Below are 12945 nucleotides of genomic sequence, written 5' to 3'. Positions count from 1 at the left end.
TTCGGGGCAGGTGGAGGGAGCGGGTGGGTTTAGTTCGAGGTGTGGTGCAGCAGGTGGGCGATGCCCGCCTTGCCGTTGATGCCGAGCTTGTCGTAGATGCTGCGGATGTGATGGCGCACGGTGTTCGGCGCCAGGCCCAGGTCGCGGGCGATTTCCTTGTAGGTACTGCCGCCGCCGAAGCGTTCGGCGACGTCGGTTTCCCGGGCGCTCAGTTGCGCCAGGGCGGGGCGCAGGCGGGCGCTGAGCAGGAGCAGGTCGCCGACTTCGGTGGCGTCCAGCTGCAGGTGCTGGCCCCGGTAGCCGGCGGCGTCCACCGCCTCGGGCAGGCGCGGGCCGCTCCAGCGTGGCCATTCCAGCAGCAGGCGTTCGACGAAGCCGTGCTCGGCGTAGTGCAGGGTGCGCTGGCGGTCGCACACGGCCAGCGCCAGGGTGTTGGGCCCGTCCAGGGTTTCACGCAGGGCCACGAGGGCGCGGATCTGGTTGGCGCCCTCGGCGGCCACCAGGTGCGGCATCACCTGGTCGAGGAGGAAGCGCTCCTCCTCGCCGAAGCGCGGCGCGCCCGGGCGGCGGTAGAGCGTCAGGTGCACGCTGAGCTGGGTTTTCGGGTCGATGTGGATCACGCAGAGGAATTCACCGAAGCCGTGCTTGCGCCCCAGCCAGCGCAGCCCGGCGGGGGTGTCTTCGGCCTGGCTGTCGACGATCACCGAGCGCCCGGGTTGCGACTGCACCAGGCCGACGGTGATGTCCTGCTCACGGATCGACTGCCAGTCCTCCACGTAGCTGGCGGGCAGGCCGAACACCTGGGAGCTGTGTTCCTCCGGCAGGTCGGCGACCATCGCCGCGTGCCCCCACCAGGCCTTGTCGAAAGCCAGCAGCGCCTGCAGGCGTTGCAGGGCGTGGCGATGGAAACGGGCGAGGGGTTGTTCCTGGGCCAGTCGTTGCAGCTCCAGCACGCAGGCGTTGAAGGCGGCGAAACGGCGGGGGGTGATGAGGTGTTCGTCGATCTGGCTCATGGGAGGTACCTGTCTGCGACTTTGTTGTTTTTGTCGGAGCCGGCGAGCGGCTCTCAGTCATCAGTGGGTGGCCGGTGTCTGTACGACGAGGCAGGGCCTGGAACGAGTATCGCCAAGGGTGGCGGGGGTCACCATCCTACAGATGCAGGATAGGCCGGCGACCCCCGCCGGCGCTGGCCTTCGGCATTCAGCCGCCGGTGGCCGCGAGGGTCTCCGGGAGCGTGGCGCCGCCGTCCACCACCAGGGTCTGCCCGGTGATGTAGGAGGCCTGGTCCGAAGCGAGGAACAGCATGGCGGCGGCGATGTCACCAGGTTCCCCCAGGCGCCCCAGGGGCACGCCCCGGGCGATGGCGGCGGCATGCTCCCCGTCGCCCAGGTTGCCCATGGCGGGGGTGCGGATCATCCCCGGTTCCACCCCGTTGACGCGCACGCCCTCGGCGGCCAGCTCCAGTGCCGCATTGCGGATGAAACCGTTCACCCCGGCCTTGGACGCCGCGTAGTGGGTGAGCCCCGGGTAGGCCACCCGTGGCCCGGTCACCGAGGAGGTGACCAGCACGCAGCCGCGCCCCTGCTGGCGGAACAGCGGCAGGGCGCCCTGGGTGAGCCAGAACAGCGCGCCGAGGTTTACTGTCAGGGTGCGATCGAGCAGCTCCGGGCCGATCTCCTGCAGCGGCCTCAAGGGGAAGTAACCGGCGTTGTGCACCAGCACATCGAGCCGGGGCAGGCCGCCGAGCAACTGCAGGATGGCGTCGCGGTCCGCCAGGTCGATGGCCGCCGCATGCACCTCGCGGCCGGCGTCGCGCAGCGACTGCGCCAGGGCTTCGGCCGGGGCCTGTTGCAGGTCGGCGATCAGCACCCGCGCCCCACAGGCAGCGAAGCCTTCGACGATGGCCCGGCCGATGCCCTGGGCGCCGCCGGTGACCAGCACGCTGCGGCCGGTGAAATCGAAGGCGGGGCTCATGACGCACCGCCAAGCCGCGTATACGCGAGGGTGGGCACGTCGACGATGCTGGAGCCGCCGTCGGCCACCAGGGTGGCGCCGGTGAGGATGGAGGCCTCGTCGCTGATCAGGAAGCGGCACAGCGCGGCGATCTCCTCCGCCTGGGCCGGGCGGCGCAGGGGCACTTCGGCGGTGACCCGCGCGTAAGCAGCGTCGAGGCTCTCGCCGTGGTGCTGCATCAGCGGCTGCATTTCCTCGTCGGCCATGGGCGTGCGCACCCAGCCGGGGCATACGCAGTTGACCCGCACGCCCTGGGGTCCGTAGTCCCGCGCCAGCGAACGGGTGAGGCCCAGCAGCGCATGCTTGGCGGTGGTGTAGCCGCACACCTCCGGGCCCGCCGCCAGGGAGGCGATGGAGCCCAGCAGGACGATGCTACCGCGCCGCTCCAGCAGCGACGGCAGGCAGGCGCGGGCGCTGTGGAAGGCGGTGTCGAGGTTGCCGCGCATGGCCGCCTGCCAGGCGTCGTCGCTGGTGTCGGTGGCGCTGCCCAGGCCGTGGCCGCCGGCACAGGCGAGCAGTGCGTCGATACCGCCGAAGCGTGCGTGGATGGCGGCGACGAAGCCGGCCCAGTCGGCGCTGCTGGCGGCATCGCCCACCAGCACCAGGCCGCCGCACTCGGCGGCGACCCGTTGCAGGGGCTCGGCGCGGCGGCCGATCAGCACCAGGTTGGCGCCTTCGCGCCCCAGGCGCCGGGCGCAGGCTTCACCGATGCCGGTGCCGGCCCCTGTGATCACCACCGTGCGCTTATGCATCGCCATACACCGTGCGGTTGAGCACGTCGCAATGGGAGGACACGGGGAAGTTGGAGAGGGCGCCGAAATCGCCGTCGGCATAGCCGAAGATCTTGCCGTCGCTGCGGTGGGCCTTGAGGTCGATCATCACCACGCCGAGGGTGGGCACGATCTTCTCGCGCCAGACGAACAGGTACAGCTCGTCGGCGATCTTGAGGTAGTGGCAGCGGTCGGTGTCGCACAGGCCCTTCTCGACGCCCGCCAGGCACTGCCAGCTGTAGTAGTTCTCGTTGAGGTAGACGTGCTCGTAGACCTCGGTGGGGCTGTAGCGGTAGCGGTTGCGCAGGCCCACCAGCTCGGCGGTCGGCGCGTGGGGGCAGGCGCCCGGCTGGAAGGGGCGGTCGAGGGTGCCGTGGAAGAACTGCACTTCGACGCCGGTCAGGCTCTTGCCGGCCAGGGCGCGGCCGTACAGGCCCTCGCGGGTGGCGGCGGCATCGGGCAGGCGGCCCAGCACCGCGCTGAACGCGCTGGCGGCGGTGTCCAGCACCAGGGTCACGGACCACAGCTGGCCGTGTTCTTCCTTGATGAAGTCCACCAGGTAGATGCCCGGGCGCACCGAGGTGGCGCGGTAGGGCGAGCGACCGCTGGAAGAACCGTCGGCCAGCGCCCAGTCCAGGTGCCCATCGGCGAACACATGGGCAATGCTCCAGCCGTTGTCGAACTGCAGGTCGAAGCGCTTGCCGTCGAGATCGGCCAGGTTGGGCAGGATAAAGGCCTCCGGGGCAAAGCCCTCGGCCAGGGCGCCTACGGTGATCCAGTCGGATTGGGTGGTCATGAAGCGGTCCTCGTTCTTGTTGATGAGGACTCAATGGTCGCCAGATGGGGCGGTTGGGGGTATCAACCGGAGGGATGAGGAGCAGCCGGAAGCTTGAAGCTTGAAGCTTGAAGCTTGAAGCTTGAAGCTTGAAGCTTGAAGCTTGAAGCTTGAAGCCAGAAGCCAGAAGCCAGAAGCCAGAAGCCAGAAGCCAGAAGCCAGAAGCCAGAAGCCAGAAGCCAGAAGCCAGAGCCGCTTTTTCTTCCAGCTTTCGGCTTCCAGCTTCCAGCTGCTTTTTCGAGCTGTCCCTTTAGGGACATACCCATCCCCTTCATTTGCCCCGACCATCCCCCATACCCAACAAAACAAACCGAACAAGGGGAGGGGCGAGATGAACGAGAGCACCACACTGGGGCGGCCTGCCTCGGGCAGCGGTGGCGTGAGCTACCAGGATGTGTCGGCCGGCTATTTCGAGCAGCGCACGCTGCAGCGCCATGCGGGGTTCTTCACCCTGCTGGTGCTGGGTGTGGGCGCGGTGATCGCCGGGCAGTATTCCGGCTGGAACCTGGGCCTGGCACAGGGTTTCGGCAGCATGCTGGCGGCCACCGTGATCATCGCCTTCATGTACCTGCTGCTGTGCTCGTCCATCGGCGAGATGTCCGCCGCGCTGCCCCACACCGGCGGTGCTTATTCCTTCGCGCGTACCACCCTGGGGCCATGGGGCGGCTTCAGCACCGGGCTGGCGGAGAACATCGAGTTCATCCTGGCGCCCGCCGGCAATATGTTCTTCATGGGTACCTACCTGTCGGCGATCTTCGGCACCGCGCCGGAGTGGCAGCCCTTGTGGTGGCTGGTGGGCTACGCCTGCATGCTGCTGCTTTCTGTGCGTGGGCTGGGCGTGTCGATGCGCGTGGTGGTGGTGATCACCCTGGCGGCCATCGGTGTGCTGGTGTTCTTCTTCGCCACGGCCATCCCCCATGTGGATTTCGCCGCCAAGGCCCTGAACCTGGCCGCAGGTGACGCCGGCACGCCGGTGGAAGTGGCCGGCGGCAACGGGCCCTGGCTGCCCTTCGGCCTCACCGGAATCATGCTGGCGCTGCCCTTCGGCGTGTACATGTTCCTCGCCATCGAGCAGCTGCCGCTGACCGCCGAGGAGTCCCACGACCCCAGCCGCCATGTGCCGCGCGCGCTGGTGTTCGGCATCCTGATCCTCACCGTGCTGGCTTTGGGCGTGCTGTTCTTCAGTGCCTCCATCGGCGGTGGCGCCTTCGCCATGAGCAGCTCGGGCGAGCCGTTGCTGGACGGCTTCCGCGAGATCTTCGGGCACACTGCGAGCAAGGTGCTCTCGGCCGTGGCGGTGCTGGGCCTGGCGGCGTCCTTCCTGGCGGGCAGCTTTGCTGCCGGGCGCAACATCTACTCCCTGTCCCGCGCCGGCTACCTGCCCACCGCGCTATCGGTCACCCACCCGGTGAACAAGACGCCCAACGTCGCTCTGCTGACCGGCTCGCTGCTGGCGTTGAGCATCCTGCTGGTGTTCTGGTTCAGCTTCGGCCGCGAGAACAACGCGCTGATGGGCGGGATCATGGTCAGCATGATCGTGTTCGCCGGGATGATCTCCTACATCCTGCAGAGCATCGCCTTCATCCGCCTGCGCCGCCTGCACCCGGACCTGCCGCGCCCCTATCGCAGCCCCTACGGCGTGTTCGGCGCGCTGGTGGTGATCGGCATCTCGGCCATCACGCTGATCTACCAGTTCCTCGACCCGCTCTACAAATGGGCCGCCCTGGGCGCGGCCGCCTGGTACCTGATCGGCATGGCCTATTTCGCCTTCTACCGCCGTCACCGCCTGGTGCTGTCGCCGGAAGAGGCCTTCGCCGTCAGTGGCGGCCGCGAGGGGCACCCGCGCTGAAGCCCACTCTCGGATAACCCCATGCACGCCACGTGGCGGGGCCGATTCGTTCCCCGCCACGTCTACACAGAACCCTTGAACCAGGAGTTGCCATGCTTTCCAACCAACCACGCCTGCACGGCAAGGTCGCGATCATCAGCGGGGGCGCCGGCGGCTGCGGCGAGGCGGCCAGCCGGCTGTTCGCCCGCGAGGGGGCGGCGGTCGCCATCATCGACCGCAACGCCGAGGCCGCCCGCGCCCTGGCGGCGCAGATCGAAGCCGAGGGTGGACGGGCCATCGGCCTGGGCGCCGATGTGTCCCAGGCCGACCAGGTGGAGGCGGCGGTGGCGGCGAGCCTCGCCGCGCTGGGCCCGGCCGACGTGCTGTTCAACCATGCCGGTACGTTGATCGTGAAGCCCTTTCTGGAAGTGCAGGAAGAGGAGTGGGACTGGCTGATGGCGGTCAACGTCAAGAGCATGTTCCTGATGACCCGCGCCGTGCTGCCGCAGATGCTGGCGAAGGGCAAGGGCAGCATCGTCTGCACCTCGTCCATCTCCGCCCAGTACGCCACGCCGGGGGAGGTGGTCTACAACGCCACCAAGGGCGCTTGCCAGATGTTCGCCCGGGCCATCGCCGTCGAGTTCCGCGACCGCGGCATCCGCTGCAACGCGGTGGCGCCCGGCTTCATCCGCACCGCCCACGGCATGCGCGAGCTGCATGACCTGCAAGCCATGGGCGTCAACGCCAGCGAGGCCGACATCGCCGCCCAGCAGGGCCGCCTGTGCGAGCCGGAGGAGGTGGCGCGGGCCGCGCTGTTCCTCGCCTCCGACGATGCCTCCTTCGTCAGCGGTGCCCATCTGTTCGTCGATAACGGCTTTTCGTCCGTGTAGCAGGGAACGCAGCCGGACGAGCCCGATGCAGGTGACTGCCTCGGGCTTTTTCATTGGGGGGCGCAAGCGGTGGGGGTTATCAGGTGGTGAGGCTTTTGGGGTTGGGTTGTGGGAGCGGCTTCAGCCGCGAAAAGCATCGCGAATGAATTCGCTCCTACAGGACTGCACTGTGTAGGTTGGGCTGAGGGACGAAGCCCAACGTGGCGGGGCCTGACCTTGCATCGTTGGGCCGCGCTGCGCTTGGCACCAACCTACGGCGGTGCTGCGCACCGCTGGGCGAATGAATTCGCCCCTACGGTCGCGCTGAAAAGCGCTGGCGTGGAGGGCGTTGTGGCAAGCAAAATGCTTTCTTGAAAACACCCCTGAAACGCGCGCCCCAAGGCCCATTTCTGCACCTGGGCGGGGCGGCCGGACAACAAGAAGGTGAAGCATGGCGCACGCAGCAGGACTCTCCCATTCCCAGGGCTGGCAGGTGCTGGAAGCCTGGCACGCACACAGCCCCGAGCTGATCGCCAGCGTGGAGACGACGGCCTTCGCCGAGCGCCTGGACGAGGCGTTGCAGGCCCTGGCGCCCTTCGATCAGAGCTGCATCTTCGTCTACCCCGCCGGCGGCAGCCCCGCGCTGCTGCACGACAACCTGCACGGCATCCCCGAGCCCGGCGCGATGCAGCGCTACGTCAACGGCACCTACCTGCTGGACCCGGTCTACACCGCCTGCGCCCATGGTCGGCCCGCCGGCCTCTACCGCATGGCGGAGCTGGCGCCGGATGCCTTCTTCGAGGGCGAGTATTTCAATTCGCCGGACGTGCACCCGTGCATTTCCCTGGCGTCGGGCAGCCTGGCGGAGGAGATCGTGTTTCTTTCGCCCTTGCCCGGCGGCACCTACGCGGCCTATTCGTTGATGCGCTGCAACGGCTCGCCGGTGTTCTCGGATCAGGACGTGGCCGCGCTGCGGCTCTGCCAGCCGGCGCTGGAGGCCTTTCTCCAGCGCCATTACGCCAAGGTCGCCGCCCAGTCGCTGGGGGCACGGCCCGAGCGCAGCATCGCCGAGCACCTGGCGGCGGCTTTCTCCGGCTTCGCCACCGACCGCCTGACCGCGCGCGAGCAGGCCATAGTCGGGCTGATCCTGCGGGGGCATTCCAGCCTGTCGATCTCCCTGCACCTGGAGATTGCCGAGGGCACGGTGAAGAACCACCGCAAGCACCTCTACAGCAAGCTGGGCATCTCCAGCCAATCGGAGCTGTTCCACCTCTTCGTCAATCACCTGCTGGGCACCGAGCTGGGCGAGCCCCCGGCGGGTGTCGTGCCCGCCACCCTGGTGCAGCAGTCGGGGCGCTGAGGGGCGCCGTCAGAGGAACAGCATCGCCACCAGTTCGGTGCGGCTGCTGGCACCGACCTTGCGGAACAGGTTGAGCAGGTGGGTCTTCACCGTCGGCAGGCCGACGCCCAGGTGGCGGGCGAGCTGCTTGTTGCCGATGCCTTCGCGCAGCAGCAGGGCGATCTCCCGTTCACGCGGGGTGAGGCCTTGCAGCTTCGGCTCGGCGGCGGGCACCAGGGCCTGCACACCGGCTTCCATCATCCCCTGCAGGGCCGCCAGGCTGGCCAGTTCCTTTCCCGAGAACGCCGGCATGCCGCTGCAACGCAGCAGGGACAGCCCAGCCACGGGGCGCTCGCCGGCCTGGGCGATGACTTCAACGACGTCTATCACCTCATGGGCGCGCAGGAACCCCTGGTACTCGCGGTTCTGCGCCTCGTCCTGGCGTGCCTGGCCGGCTTGCAGGGGCACCACCGGCAGGCCGGTGGCCAGGCAGGCGCCGGGTTGCAGCGGGTCGAGGTGGCGGTAATGGCGCAGGTAGGCGTCGTGCATCTGTGGGTGCATGCCCAGCAGCTGGAAGTCGCGGGCCTGCAACTGATCGTCGATCAGGTAGAAGGCACCGAGGGAGGCGGGGACGAAGTGGGTGAAGGTGCTCAGGCAGTGCCTGGCGAATTCGACGGGGGATGGCGTCATGGAGGAACCCTCGTGTGGGCGGTGAGGGCAGTGCAGACCATCGCCGCAGAGGTTGCCAGTGGCGCGAACCTGCCCCGGGGGGCAGGCACCTGGAGAGGTCAGGCCACCGCGTAGTAGTGCTTGACGAAGCTCTCGCCGGGGACTTCCCAGAGCACCGGGGTGCCCTTGGCGACGTACCAGCTGTCACCGGCCTTGAAGCGGGTGGTCTGGCCGGTGGATTCGTCGGTGAGGATCACCTCGCCGGTGACCACGGTGGCTTGCTCGTTGAACGGGTAGACCATGCGGAATTTGCCGGCGGTGGTGCCGAAATAGGCCGCGCTGACCGGGTCGGTGGGGGCGCCGGCGGTCATCTTGCCGAAGGCCTTGACCTCGCCTTCGAGGATTTCCGAACCCAGGTCGGCGACGGTGCCCCAGGCATCCAGTTCAGCGAGGGTGATACCGGTCTTGATGGGGGTGAGGGACATGGCAGTTCTCCTGCGAGTGATGAAAAAGTGGGGTTGCGTTGTCTTGAGTCTTCCCTGAGCCGCTTCCGGCGCGAGCGAGCTGGAGCGGTACAAGGCGGGAGCGGAGTTCACATCTGTGAATGAGCATTCCAAGGCCGATCCCAACGCCGTACCGCCGACGCGCAGCCGCGCCGATCAGATTCAACGGCGGCCGTTCCAGTAGCCGGACACCTGATGCCAGCTCTTGCCGGCGGTCAGCAGCAGCGGGCGGATATGGTCCTTGCCGACCACCTTGATGCGCCGCACCGAGCTGATCAGGTCGTAGCGCGACGAGCCTTCGCTCATGCCTTCGGCCAGCACCTTGCAGATGATGTGGCTGGGGGTGACGCCGAAGCCGGAGTAGCCCTGCACGAAGTAGGCGTTGGGGCGGCCGGGCAGGGTGCCGATCTGCGGGAACAGGTTGGGGCTGCAGGCCATGGGGCCGCCCCAGGCGAGGTCGATCTTCACGTCCTTGAGGTAGGGGAAGATCTTCAGCATCAGGTTGCGGTTCCAGGCCTTGAGATCGCCGGGAATGTGCTCGACGAAGGGCGTCGCCGCACCGAACAGCAGGCGGTTCTCGTTGGTCACGCGGTAGTAGTCGATGACCGGGCGGATGTCGCTGTAGGCCCCGCGAATGGGGCTGATGCGCTGGATCAGCTCGTCCGGGAGCGGCTCGGTCATCATCTGGAAGGCGTAGGTGTTGATGGTGGTCTTGTGCAGTTCCGGCTCCAGCTTGTTGAGGAAGCTGTCGCAGGCCCAGAGCAGCTTGCCGGCGCGTACCGAGCCCTTGCCGGTGCGCACGGTGATGCGCTCGCCGTAGGTCACTTCCAGCGCCGGGCTGTATTCGAAGATCTTCACCCCGTGGCTGGCCAGGGCCTTGGCCTCGCCTAGCAGCAGGTTGAGGGAGTGCACGTGGCCGCCGCCCATGTGCAGCAGGGCGCTGCTGTAGGCGTCGGAGCCGATGATCTGCTTCACCTCGGAGCCGCCGAGGAAGCGGATCTCGTGGGGCGAGCCGAGGGATTTGAACTCCTTCTCCCAGGCGCGCAGGGTCTTCTCCTGGCGGCCGTTGAAGCCCATGTAGCCGTAGCCGTGGCAGAAGTCGGCGTCGATGCCGTACTTGGCGATGCGGCCCTTGATGATGTCGGCGCCCAGGTCGCTGATCTCGAAGATCTGCCGCAGGCCGTCCTCGCCCACGTCGTTGCGGATCTTCTCCAGGTCGTGGCCGATGCCGGCCATGATCTGCCCGCCGTTGCGGCCGGTGCCGCCGAAGCCCAGGTAGCGGGCCTCCAGCACGACGATGTTGGTGATGCCCTGTTCCGCCAGTTCCAGCGCGGTGTTGATCCCGGAGAACCCTCCGCCGATCACGACGACGTCTGCGTCCAGGTCCGCCTCCAGGGAGGGGAAGGCGAGGTCGTACTTCTTGGTGGCCGTGTAGTAGGTGGGTGTCTCGATATTGATCATGACTGCAGCCTGAAACGGTGGGTGGAATGCGTTCTGCTGGCGACTATTAAGGGGCGTGCGGCCCCTTGCGGTCTTGTCCCTCACTGCCCGTCACCTTGACCCGGGGTGACAGGCGCCGGGTCAACCTGGCGCCAGCAGCTCTGCGACGCGCTCCACGGCCGCGCGGGCGCAGAGCCCGTCGAGCCGTTCCGAGGCACCGGAAATGCCGATGGCGCCGATCACCCGGCCCTGGTGGTGGAAGGGCTCGCCGCCGCCGAACAGGGCCATCCCCGGTTGCAGGGGCAGGCCCTGGCGCACGGCGGCGGAGCAGCCCTCGAGGCGCTCCTGCCAGGCGCTGGTGGCGATGCCGAAGCCGGCGGCGGTGACGGCCTTGTTCAGGGCGATGGCGCGACTGGGGCCGGGGGCGCCGTCCATGTGCGCGCTGTGGATCGGCAGGCCGGCGGCGTCCACCACCTGGATGCTGACCCGGGCGCCCTGCTCGGCGGCGGCATCCAGGGCGGCCTGCAGCGCCTGCATGGCGAGGGCGAGGCCGAGGTGGGTCTGCGTGCGCAGCAGTGCGTTCATGGGGGGCGACCTGTAGGTATTTTTATCGCTCGATCATGAACAGGTTAATGACCGGCCGCAATGACCCGGGCGCGGGTTTTTCCGGGCGGTGAATGGGAACGGGGTCACGCTTGGGCGAATCCGGCACGGGCAAGCAAGAAGCTGGCAGCCTCGAACATGACGGGTGGGCGTCGCCTCGCTCCTAATGGCGCACCCGGCAGGTGCCGGCCCCATTCCCTGCAAGGAGTTGCGCGATGAGACTGCTGGCCTGCCTGGCGATGCTGTTGCTGGCCCTGGAAGCCCGGGCCGAGGAGGTGTTGCGGGTCCTCAACTGGAAGAACTACATCGAGCCGCAGGTGCTGGCGGACTTCCAGAAACAGACCGGCATCCGGGTCGAATACCAGACCATGACCGCCGCCGAGGAACTGGATGCCGCCCTGGGCCGCGAGCAGGCCTTCGACATCGTCGTGCCGTCGCACTTCCAGCTCTCGCGGCTGATCCACAACGGCCAGCTGGCGCCCCTGGATACGGGGCGCCTCAGCCATTACGCCAGCGTCGACGTGGGCCTGCTGGCGATGCTCGCCGGCATCGATTCGGCCAACCGCTATGCGGTGCCCTACCTCTGGGGCTCGGTGGGACTGGTGGTCAACCCGAAGCTGGCCGAAGCCAGCTATGGCGGGCCCTTGCCCAACAGCTGGGGGCTGCTGTTCGACGAGCGCCAGGCCGCGCGACTGGCCGGTTGCGGCATCGGCCTGTTGGACGCGCCGGAAGAGACCGCCTCGCTCTGGTTCAACTACCGGGGCCGCAGCCTGTCGAGCTATGGCGCGCGGCAGGTCGAGCGCAATCTGCAGCCCCTGCTGGGCATCGCCCGCATGGCGCGGCACCTGGACAACGACACCTACATCGATGCCCTGGCCGACGGCCGCCTGTGCGTGGCCATGGCCTGGGTCGGCCATGCGCTGACCGCCTCCGCGCGCAACCCGGCGCTCAGCTACCGGATTCCCGACGAGGGCGCGATGGTCTTCATCGACAGCCTGGCGATCCCCGCCAATGCCGAGCATCCGCACCTGGCCTACCGCTTCATCGACTACCTGCTGGAGCCGCGCAACGCCCTGGCCGATGCCCGCGCCAGCCAGTTCTACTCGCCCCTGGCCGCCGATACCCCCGAGCTGGCGGAGCTGGCCAAGGAGCGCCCCATGCAGGTGCTGAAAAGCGACGAGCGCCGGCGCCTGTACGTGCTCGAGCGGCTCAACCAGGAGCAGAAAATGGCCCTGGACGCCTTCTGGGCGAAACTCAAGGCGAGCCGTTCGCCATGACGCGGAAAGCGCCATTCGTTAAACTGTGAACTAATTTCCGACACTGCCCAATCCATGCCCAATACCCGTGCTTCCCTGACCCTCACCTTGCTGCAGGCCCGTGAGTCGGCCATGCGTTTCTTCCGCCCCCAGCTCAACCTCCACGGGCTCACCGAGCAGCAGTGGCGGGTCATCCGCATCCTCCGCCAGCAAGGCGAGATGGAAAGCCACAAGCTGGCGCGCCTGGCCTGCATCCTCAAACCCAGCATGAGCGGCGTACTCGCCCGCCTGGAGCGCGACGGCATGGTCCGCCGGCGCAAGGTCGCCGAAGACCAGCGCCGCATCCTCCTGGCCCTGACCGAACAGGGCGAGGCCTGCTTCCAGTCCATGAGCCAGGAGATGGAGCAGGGCTACCAATCCATCCAGGCGCAACTGGGCGAGGAGAAGCTGCAGGAACTGCTGGAGCTGTTGCAGGAACTGAAGGGCATCAAGCCTTGAGGCAGTGAGCGGTGGGAGCGGTTTCAACCGCAAAAAGCCGGGGCCGGGCCTTGCACCGTTGGGCCGCGCTGCGCTTGGCGCCAACCTACGGCGGCGCTGTGCGCCGCTTGGCGACTGAAGTCGCCCCTACAGAATTGCGCGGCGTTAGGGGGATTGTGGGAGCGGTTTCAACCGCGAAGAGCATCGCGAATGAATTCGCTCTCACAGGGTGGCGCCAACCTACGGCGGCGCTGTGCGCCGCTTGGCGACTGAAGTCGCCCCTACAGGATTGCGCGGCGTTTTGGGGGGATTGTGGGAGTGGTTTCAACCGCGAAAAGCTTCG

At 67.8% G+C, this 12945-nt stretch carries 14 protein-coding genes; 5 read left to right on the top strand and 9 right to left on the bottom strand.

Annotated elements, in window-relative coordinates; genetic code table 11:
* Positions 1-29 precede the first annotated feature (29 nt).
* The 5 genes from PSm6_RS26900 to PSm6_RS26880 all read right to left on the bottom strand — a co-directional run bounded on the left by PSm6_RS26900 (position 30) and on the right by PSm6_RS26880 (position 3878).
* Positions 30-1013 carry a response regulator transcription factor gene (locus tag PSm6_RS26900; RefSeq protein WP_043246588.1) on the bottom strand — a complete coding sequence of 328 codons (984 nt, stop codon included), beginning with the start codon at positions 1011-1013 and terminating at the stop codon, positions 30-32.
* Positions 1014-1200: 187 nt separating this feature from the next.
* Positions 1201-1974 carry an SDR family oxidoreductase gene (locus tag PSm6_RS26895; RefSeq protein ID WP_043246587.1) on the bottom strand — a complete coding sequence of 258 codons (774 nt, stop codon included), beginning with the start codon at positions 1972-1974 and terminating at the stop codon, positions 1201-1203.
* Entirely contained in the window at positions 1971-2765 is a 795-nt protein-coding gene (locus tag PSm6_RS26890) for an SDR family NAD(P)-dependent oxidoreductase (RefSeq protein ID WP_043246586.1), read from the bottom strand. Before PSm6_RS26890 ends, PSm6_RS26895 begins: the two co-directional genes overlap by 4 nt.
* Positions 2758-3579 (bottom strand): molybdenum cofactor biosynthesis F family protein, encoded by an 822-nt coding sequence (locus tag PSm6_RS26885; RefSeq protein ID WP_021221098.1) that lies wholly within the window; start codon positions 3577-3579, stop codon positions 2758-2760. Before PSm6_RS26885 ends, PSm6_RS26890 begins: the two co-directional genes overlap by 8 nt.
* Positions 3580-3641: 62 nt before the next feature.
* Positions 3642-3878 carry a hypothetical protein gene (locus PSm6_RS26880; RefSeq protein ID WP_265168765.1) on the bottom strand — a complete coding sequence of 79 codons (237 nt, stop codon included), beginning with the start codon at positions 3876-3878 and terminating at the stop codon, positions 3642-3644.
* A gap of 71 nt (positions 3879-3949) precedes the next feature.
* On the opposite strand from PSm6_RS26880, the gene PSm6_RS26875 reads away from it, so the two are divergent.
* The 3 genes from PSm6_RS26875 (at position 3950) to PSm6_RS26865 (ending at position 7675) form a co-directional block, all read left to right on the top strand.
* Complete coding sequence (locus tag PSm6_RS26875) at positions 3950-5467, top strand: amino acid permease (protein WP_021221097.1); 1518 nt, start codon at positions 3950-3952, stop codon at positions 5465-5467.
* A 92-nt stretch (positions 5468-5559) separates the two neighbouring features.
* On the top strand, positions 5560-6336 hold the full coding sequence (locus tag PSm6_RS26870; RefSeq protein ID WP_057387602.1) for an SDR family NAD(P)-dependent oxidoreductase: 777 nt from the start codon (positions 5560-5562) through the stop codon (positions 6334-6336).
* A 430-nt stretch (positions 6337-6766) separates the two neighbouring features.
* On the top strand, positions 6767-7675 hold the full coding sequence (locus PSm6_RS26865) for a helix-turn-helix transcriptional regulator (protein ID WP_021221095.1): 909 nt from the start codon (positions 6767-6769) through the stop codon (positions 7673-7675).
* A gap of 9 nt (positions 7676-7684) precedes the next feature.
* Here PSm6_RS26865 and PSm6_RS26860 read toward each other — a convergent pair whose 3' ends face one another.
* The 4 genes from PSm6_RS26860 to PSm6_RS26845 all read right to left on the bottom strand — a co-directional run bounded on the left by PSm6_RS26860 (position 7685) and on the right by PSm6_RS26845 (position 10851).
* Positions 7685-8344, bottom strand: a complete 660-nt coding sequence (locus PSm6_RS26860; RefSeq protein WP_021221094.1) for a helix-turn-helix transcriptional regulator — start codon at positions 8342-8344, stop codon at positions 7685-7687.
* Between the two features lie 98 nt (positions 8345-8442).
* A complete protein-coding gene (locus tag PSm6_RS26855) occupies positions 8443-8808 on the bottom strand; it encodes a cupin domain-containing protein (RefSeq protein ID WP_021221093.1) in 366 nt (121 codons plus the stop codon).
* A gap of 180 nt (positions 8809-8988) precedes the next feature.
* Positions 8989-10287 carry an NAD(P)/FAD-dependent oxidoreductase gene (locus PSm6_RS26850; RefSeq protein ID WP_021221092.1) on the bottom strand — a complete coding sequence of 433 codons (1299 nt, stop codon included), beginning with the start codon at positions 10285-10287 and terminating at the stop codon, positions 8989-8991.
* Between the two features lie 120 nt (positions 10288-10407).
* Positions 10408-10851, bottom strand: coding sequence for a GlcG/HbpS family heme-binding protein (locus PSm6_RS26845; protein ID WP_043244359.1), 444 nt, complete (start codon positions 10849-10851; stop codon positions 10408-10410).
* A 233-nt stretch (positions 10852-11084) separates the two neighbouring features.
* Here PSm6_RS26845 and PSm6_RS26840 point away from each other — a divergent pair, with 233 nt between their 5' ends.
* Positions 11085-12146, top strand: coding sequence for an extracellular solute-binding protein (locus PSm6_RS26840; protein ID WP_043244358.1), 1062 nt, complete (start codon positions 11085-11087; stop codon positions 12144-12146).
* A 54-nt stretch (positions 12147-12200) separates the two neighbouring features.
* Complete coding sequence (gene hpaR, locus PSm6_RS26835; protein ID WP_043244357.1) at positions 12201-12623, top strand: homoprotocatechuate degradation operon regulator HpaR; 423 nt, start codon at positions 12201-12203, stop codon at positions 12621-12623.
* Positions 12624-12945: the final 322 nt, after the last annotated feature.

The organism is Pseudomonas solani (assembly GCF_026072635.1).
Classification (GTDB): Bacteria; Pseudomonadota; Gammaproteobacteria; order Pseudomonadales; family Pseudomonadaceae; genus Metapseudomonas; species Metapseudomonas solani.
The sequence above is the reverse complement of the archived record's forward strand: the minus strand, read 5'-3'. Positions and strand labels throughout refer to the sequence as shown.